The sequence below is a fragment of the Microcoleus sp. Pol12B5 genome, from assembly GCF_036701335.1.
GTDB lineage: Bacteria > Cyanobacteriota > Cyanobacteriia > Cyanobacteriales > Microcoleaceae > Microcoleus.
Window position 1 is genome coordinate 1 of sequence record NZ_JAUBQQ010000120.1, and the last position, 6843, is coordinate 6843.

General features: G+C 47.6%; 4 protein-coding genes. 2 read left to right on the forward strand and 2 right to left on the reverse strand.

What is annotated here, in order from left to right:
* Positions 1–385: 385 nt before the first annotated feature.
* Together QUA24_RS26350 and QUA24_RS26355 are read right to left on the reverse strand one after the other, a co-directional pair.
* Complete coding sequence (locus QUA24_RS26350; protein ID WP_333233306.1) at positions 386–2389, reverse strand: cation:proton antiporter domain-containing protein; 2004 nt, start codon at positions 2387–2389, stop codon at positions 386–388.
* Between the two features lie 267 nt (positions 2390–2656).
* Complete coding sequence (locus QUA24_RS26355) at positions 2657–4054, reverse strand: amidase (RefSeq protein WP_333233307.1); 1398 nt, start codon at positions 4052–4054, stop codon at positions 2657–2659.
* A gap of 305 nt (positions 4055–4359) precedes the next feature.
* Here QUA24_RS26355 and QUA24_RS26360 point away from each other — a divergent pair, with 305 nt between their 5' ends.
* Positions 4360–5631 (forward strand): type IV pilus twitching motility protein PilT, encoded by a 1272-nt coding sequence (locus QUA24_RS26360; protein WP_333211472.1) that lies wholly within the window; start codon positions 4360–4362, stop codon positions 5629–5631.
* Between the two features lie 68 nt (positions 5632–5699).
* Positions 5700–6500, forward strand: coding sequence for a circadian clock KaiB family protein (locus tag QUA24_RS26365; RefSeq protein WP_333233309.1), 801 nt, complete (start codon positions 5700–5702; stop codon positions 6498–6500).
* Positions 6501–6843 lie beyond the last annotated feature (343 nt).

Genomic DNA, 6843 nt, shown 5'->3' on the forward strand with positions numbered 1-6843 from the left:
AACTCGTTCAATTTTTCAAAACCTCAATATCCCTTATTTGCACTTTTCTTCTGCCTAGAGTGACAAAAGAGGGTTAAATATAAGACTTACACAATTGTCACAAATAGGACTTAAATTTTAGGTATGTAGTTGCGATTGTGCGCTCTTAGTTAGGAAAGAGCGCACAATCGCAACTATAGCCGTTCTCAAGCGTTGTGAGGTATGGGGGCGAGCCCGATGCCCGATGCCCGATGCCCGATGCCCGATGCCCTATTCCCGATGATTACCTCATGTTACTGAGAAAGGCTATACATACCTTTGTTTAATGTGCCAGTTGGCTTTAGTCCTAAAATATTAACTGCAGATGAATGCAGATTCATAACATCATCTGCGGTTAAAATATTCCTCAAGATACAGGAAAATAAACAACCAGCATCGAAATATTTGGGTGAGTCCGGGCGATCGCTTCCGGTTCTTTGAGAGTTCCCGGTTTGTCCCACATATTCTGTTGCTGAGAAATTGTTGTTAAAATCAGCAAATCGTGTTCTAACAAATTCTGCGAAACTAGCTTGATAAAATTTCCCCGCACCCGATTTACTGGTATCTCCGAAAGAATTGCCAACTCCGCCGCACTTTTCTCGCTTTTTTCCCGTTGTGCCGTCACCAACAACACTTGCAAATTCGCCTTAAGTTCCTCGGCCAAACTCTTAGCAATATCCACGGTTTCCTGAAATCCAAACCGAGTCAACTCGCTGTCAGTTACCGCCAAAATAATTCTGGCTGTATTCTGGAGAGGATCGGGAAATCGAGCAATCAGTACGGGTACGGGCGCTCGCCTTACCACATTGTCAATGATGCTGCCAAAAAAATTCTCGCGAGTCGTGGAAAATCCCTTCCAGCCGCAAACTATTAAACTAGCCTCTCGTTCGGTTGCACTCCGCAGAATTCCGCGATCGATCGCATCATCTATCCTCGCGATCGGTTCAACCGCACAAGCAGCGGCATGGGCGACAGTTTCCGCAGCCGTCAAAAGTTGAGTTTGCTGCATTTTATCTGCCGGTGAAATTGCTTCGCCGCGATCGGACAAAATATGCAGTGGCAGCAAAGTTCCCTGAGATGTTTTTGCTAAAATCAAAGCCAAACGCAGCAAATTATCTTCCGTATTCGGATTAGCAACAGGCACTAAAACTCGATCTCCCCATGAATGCTTTCCCGAAGTAGGAACCGGCAAACTCGACCCCGGCGGCTGCATTTCTTGACCCCACCGAGATACAATCCAAGGAGAAGCGACACAACTTACTAAAATCATGGCAATGATGCCATTCACCGTTTCAGTATCGACCAATTTAATGTCAAAAGCAACCGTAATCGCAGCCAAAGTAGAAGCAGCTTGAGCAACAGAAAGACCGAACATTACCATAATGTTGGGAAACTCAAAACGAAATAATTTCCCCGGTAGCCAAGCTGCCAAAAACTTGCTCACCACCTCTGCTAAAATCATCACTGCTGCCACCAACAAAGACTGCGGCTGCTTCACCAAAATTAGCGGGTCAATTAACATCCCCACAGAAATCAGAAAAAACGGCACAAACAGCGTATTGCCAATAAACTCAATCCGATTCATCAGGGGACTCATTTTGGGAATAATTTGAGTTATGGCAATTCCCGATAAAAATGCACCAATAATTGCCTCAATTTCAATTAGTTCTGCTGCGTAAGAAACTAGAAATAGGGTGGCCAATACAAATATAAATTCGGCATTTTCGTCATGTCCAAATTTCTTAAAAAACCAGCGACCGATTTTGGGCACTCCCCACAAAGTAGCAAAAGTGTAGATAGCAAGAGATGGAATGAGAAACAGCCAAAATTCGAGAGTTAGATTTCCTTTGAAAGCTTTAACAACAATTGCCAGCACCAACAGTCCCAACACATTCGTAATTAAAGTCCCGCCCAAAGTAGTAGTAATAGTCTGAGTTCGCATCAATCCCAATTTGGTGAGAATTGGCAGCGCTAAAAGCGTGTGCGTAGCAAAACAAGAAGCGACTAAAATTGCAGCCAGCCAGCTATATCCCAACAGCAGCATTGCTCCTGTCCCCAATATCATCGGTAGCGAAAAAGTAGCCAGCCCAAATATGACAGCTTTGTCCGCATTGAGTTTGAGGTCGTCGAGGCTAGTTTCCAATCCCGCTAGGAACATTAAAAACAGCAATCCTACAGTACCTAACAAAACAATAGTAGCGTCTCGTTGCAGCAAATTTAGACCGTTGGGCCCGACAATTACGCCAGCAATAATTAAACCGACTATTCCCGGTAGTCGCAAGCGCTCAAATACCAGCGGGGCGATTAGCATGATTGCTAAAAGAACTAGAAAAACGGGAACGGGAGCGGTAATCGGGCCGGAAGTTAACATAAATTTCACCCTAAATATTGGCAGCGAACTGCTACCATTTTTAAAACAAAATAAGCACAATATCTATCAATCTAAAGAAGGATTCTCAATAAAATACAGCATAATTGGTAATAAGTATGACTGGGCGAGCAACTCGGTTTATTGGTCAAATATGGGATGGCTGACTAGAAAATTATGCAATAAACCGGATTTTTTGTTCGCCGCGCACAAGTCCTGATTCGGCATACCCATAAAAAAGGGAAACGTGCTTTTATTTCTTGCTCTTCCCTATTTAAAATCTAAAACCGGGAAAGGTTTCGCCGCTTCCATCTGCGCCGCTAAAGCAATTAAAGTGGCTTCCGCCGCCGGCCGCCCGATAATTTGAATTCCCACGGGCAAACCGTTGTCATCTAAAATGGCAGGAAGTGCGATCGCAGGCAAACCACTAGCATTAAACGGCGGACAAGGAGCAACCCAATTAATAATTCGCTGCAAAGTTTCTTCAAAACTCAAATCCGCCCACTCCCCAACCCGGATTGGCGAGTGCATATAAGTCGGCAAAACTAACACATCAAATTTTTCAAAGAATCCCACAATCCGCCGTGAAATCACCTGCATTTGATTCACCGCCCGCAAATATTCCCCAGCGGAAATAGTTCTTTCTAACAGCCAGCGATTCATCGGTTCCAAAGCAGGGCCTGGAATGCCACTTGCCGCCGCCCCAGACTGCCAAATTGCGATAAACGGTTCGATTAAGCCCGTAAAATCAGGGCATCCCGGTTCGACATCGTGACCCAAATCAGTCAGTAACTTGACGGTTTCGAGTACCGCTTGCTGACAGATAGCCGAAGCCTCGCCCACAGGGGAAATACTGGTAGAAAAAGCAATTCGTAGCTTGCCTAACTCTTGAGTGGAAGCTTCTAAAAACGTCTGATTTGAATCGGGTAGCCAGTACGGATCGCCTGTTGTGTAGCCTGACATCACATCTAAAAGTGCGGCGGCGTCAGCTACTGTGCGCGCCAATGGGCCGTTGGCAGAAATGCCGCTGAGGTAATCTCCGACAGGTGCCCAGGAAACTCGCCCCCGCGAGGGTTTAATGCCCACTAAACCGCAGCAGGAAGCTGGGCCTCGGATCGAACCGCCGCCGTCTGAACCTTGGGCGATCGCGCATAAACCCGCCGCTACAGCCGCCGCTGAGCCGCCGCTGGAACCTCCGGGCGTATACTCTAAATTCCAGGGATTGCGCGCCCGCAGGAAACCTGGGGGTTCGGTGTAAGGCAATGAGCCAATTTGAGAGGTTGCTGTTTTGCCCAGAATGTTAAATCCCGCTGCTTCGATCCGCCATACCACTGACTCGCTGTAGTTAGATATGTTATTCACCAAAGCTTGAGTGCCATAGGTACAGGGAACGCCGGTAACTGGTGTCAAGTCTTTAATCGCAATTGGTACTCCGAAAAAAGGTGGCAATTCCTGTGGCTTGTTTAAGCCGGCTAGTTGCTCGGTTTGAGATTTAGCCAGGGCGATCGCCCGATCGGCCGTTACTGTAAAATAACTGCCAAGCTGAGGGTTTAATCGATCGATCCGTTCCAAGTAAAGATTGACAATTTCTAAAGGCGACACTTCCAGGGCGCGAATCGACTTCGCCAACTCCAGAGCAGGAGTAAAAGCCCGATCGACAGAATTCATCCGTTTAACTCCTTAATAGTTGGGCAAAGTATAATTTAATACTGTTGAGTTGCTGCAAACTCTTTTCCTTAAGAAATTTATCCAAAAAAGTCAAAAATTCATATTTGATCATATATCGAGAGTGATGGCATCCTCCAATTGGCAGAATATTTCCTTAGTAGTGCAGCATTACGACCCTATCTTGGGATAGACTGAGAACAACAGTTAAGCTTTTGTGCAAGAGACGCACAATGGCGATCGGCATTGTTCAACTCCCACAAATCATCTGTTCGAGTCAGCCTTCTCACCAACTTAAGGTAGCGCATATGACACAACAGCATCCGCCAGCTCCTCGCCCGCCCGTACCCGGAGCTCCCCCACCGCCAGGAATGCCCCGCCCTCCAGCTCCAGGGATGCCCCCCAGAGCAGCAGGAATGCCGCCAGCACCGCCGCCTGCCGCACCCGCACCAGCAGCGCCACCCGCACCAGCGCCGCAATCCTTCGCCACACCTAAAAGCCAGAGTTCTAGCAGCGGCGGAGTTCCGAGTTTGAAAGAGCTAGTAATCCGAGCCAAAGATGAAGGAGTATCCGACCTTCACCTCGGAGTAAACGAAGTTCCCCGCTTCCGCACCCGGGGCGAGATTGCCGACATCGGCTATCCACCGACCGATTTAGATACGTTTTTTGGCTGGTTGCGGGAGTGCATGAGCGATGAAGAAATTGAAATTTTCCAAAAAACCCTAGACTTTGACGGCGCTTTCGACTTCGGCTTCGTCCGCATTCGGATCAGTTGCATGGACTCCTTGGCCGGCCCGGCAATGGTACTGCGGCTAATTCCTGCCAAAATAATGACACTGGAGGAATTGAAACTGCCGGAGGTATTTAGGAAAATATGTGGCTACCACAAAGGGCTGATTTTGGTGACAGGCCCGACAGGTTCGGGTAAGTCTACCACGTTAGCCGCGATGATCGACTACATCAATAAGAATAAAGCCTACAATATCATCACGATCGAAGACCCGGTAGAATTCGTACACGAAAGCAAAAAATCCTTGATTAAGCACCGGGAAGTCGGCAGGCACACCCTCAAGTTTATGAGCGCTCTCAAAGGCGCTCTGCGACAAGACCCGGATATGCTGCTAGTAGGAGAAATTCGGGACAGAGAGACAGTGGAAATCGCCCTCAAAGCCTCTCAAACCGGTCACTTAGTTGCAGGAACCCTGCACACCAACAGTGCGGTTAAGACCCTGAACCGGATTCTTGATATGTTCGGGGCGGAAGAACAGGATGCCATACGGGTCTCAATTTCCGAATCCCTAGTGGCGATTATTGCTCAACTGCTGTGCAAAACCACAGACGGAAAGCGGGCTGCTTTCCACGACGTTATGATCAATACCGACGTGGTTAAGGAATACATTCTGAAGGGCCAGAATGAGGAAATTAATCAAATCATGATCAAAGATACTTATGAAGGCATGACGACGATGAATAAGTCGCTCTACGGTCTTTATCAAGAAGGTCGAATTACTGAAGAACTTTGTGTAGAGAACTCGCCGTTCCCGAACGAAATGGCTCAGATGCTGCGAGGTCGAGTCTAAAGGTGGAGTGTTAACAGTTAGCAGTTAAAAGTTAACTGTTAACTGTTAAATTTTATTGGTGTACTGAATTGAAAGTCGATCGCCCGATTTTGCCAGAAATTTTCAAAGGCATTGCGCTGTTTACGCCAGGGGGAGACTTAATCTATTGCATAGACCCCCACAAGCAAACTCGGTGGCACTTGCAGTTGTGCGTAGCTCTACAGGAGATTCTCGGTTTGTCGGAACCGCCGCATTTTCTGATACCTTGCTACACGGCAACCGTTGACTCATGGCTCGATCCAGGCGATCGGCAGGTGCGGGTTGCTGCCGAGGCTTACCCCCCCGTGCTGCGACATCAAACGCTGCTGAACGCCATTTTTGGGACTGGCGACTTAGTGTGGCATCCCCGGAGCGAAGAAATGTGCGAACCGATGGCGATTGCTACTTATCACGAACAATTCCCCGAACTTTGGGAAAATCACGACTTAGTTGTACAGTATGCCAGCCCCGAAGCTCGATCGGACTGGAGCAATTCCATAGTAACTCCCTTGGGCTTTCCGCAAGCGCAGCAGACTCGGCTTCCCAAACCAACAGCACTTACCCCACCGCCACAAACTCAAGGGTACGTTTTGCGTCTGTTTGTTTCCGGCAGCAACCCCAGCACCGAACGCACCCTCGAAACTTTACACCAGTTCTTAGAGAAATGCCTCGATCGTCCCTACACTTTAAAAGTAATTGATGTTTTGAAACATCCAGATCAAGCTGAGGCAGATCAGATTTCAGCAACTCCTACTTTGATTAAAATCTGGCCCAAACCCGTGCGACGAATTGTCGGGGAATTGAACGATGATGAAAAAATAGTGCGGCTGCTGAGTTATTCGGAATTTTAGATGGGGGCGAGGATTTTTGCGATTATTTAATAGGGGCGACCGCGGTTTTAGTAGCGATGGAATTAACAACATTTAGTAATTCAGTCATACGCAAAAAGTGGTTTGACGTTCTACTTTATCGGTCAGGTATTCTTGGGCCGTACACCCAAAATATAGAGGTTCTACATCCAGGAATGAACTGCGGGTGAGGCACTGCACTCACCGCGAATAATTAGGGTAACTTACTTGGCTTGAAAATTGTGGTAAGGTGCGCCGAAGAGCACCCTACCTGACGGGGTGACAACCCCGTCAAAAGCCCCACCAGTGGCGGATTTGCCCAACGTGAGGTAAAAAAAGATGGGGT

Excerpts from the sequence above, each read along its gene's own strand:
- QUA24_RS26360 (WP_333211472.1), top strand. The coding sequence starts at position 4,360 with ATGACACAACAGCATCCGCCAGCTCCTCGCCCGCCCGTACCCGGAGCT.
- QUA24_RS26355 (WP_333233307.1), bottom strand. The coding sequence starts at position 4,054 with ATGAATTCTGTCGATCGGGCTTTTACTCCTGCTCTGGAGTTGGCGAAG.
- QUA24_RS26350 (WP_333233306.1), bottom strand. The coding sequence starts at position 2,389 with ATGTTAACTTCCGGCCCGATTACCGCTCCCGTTCCCGTTTTTCTAGTT.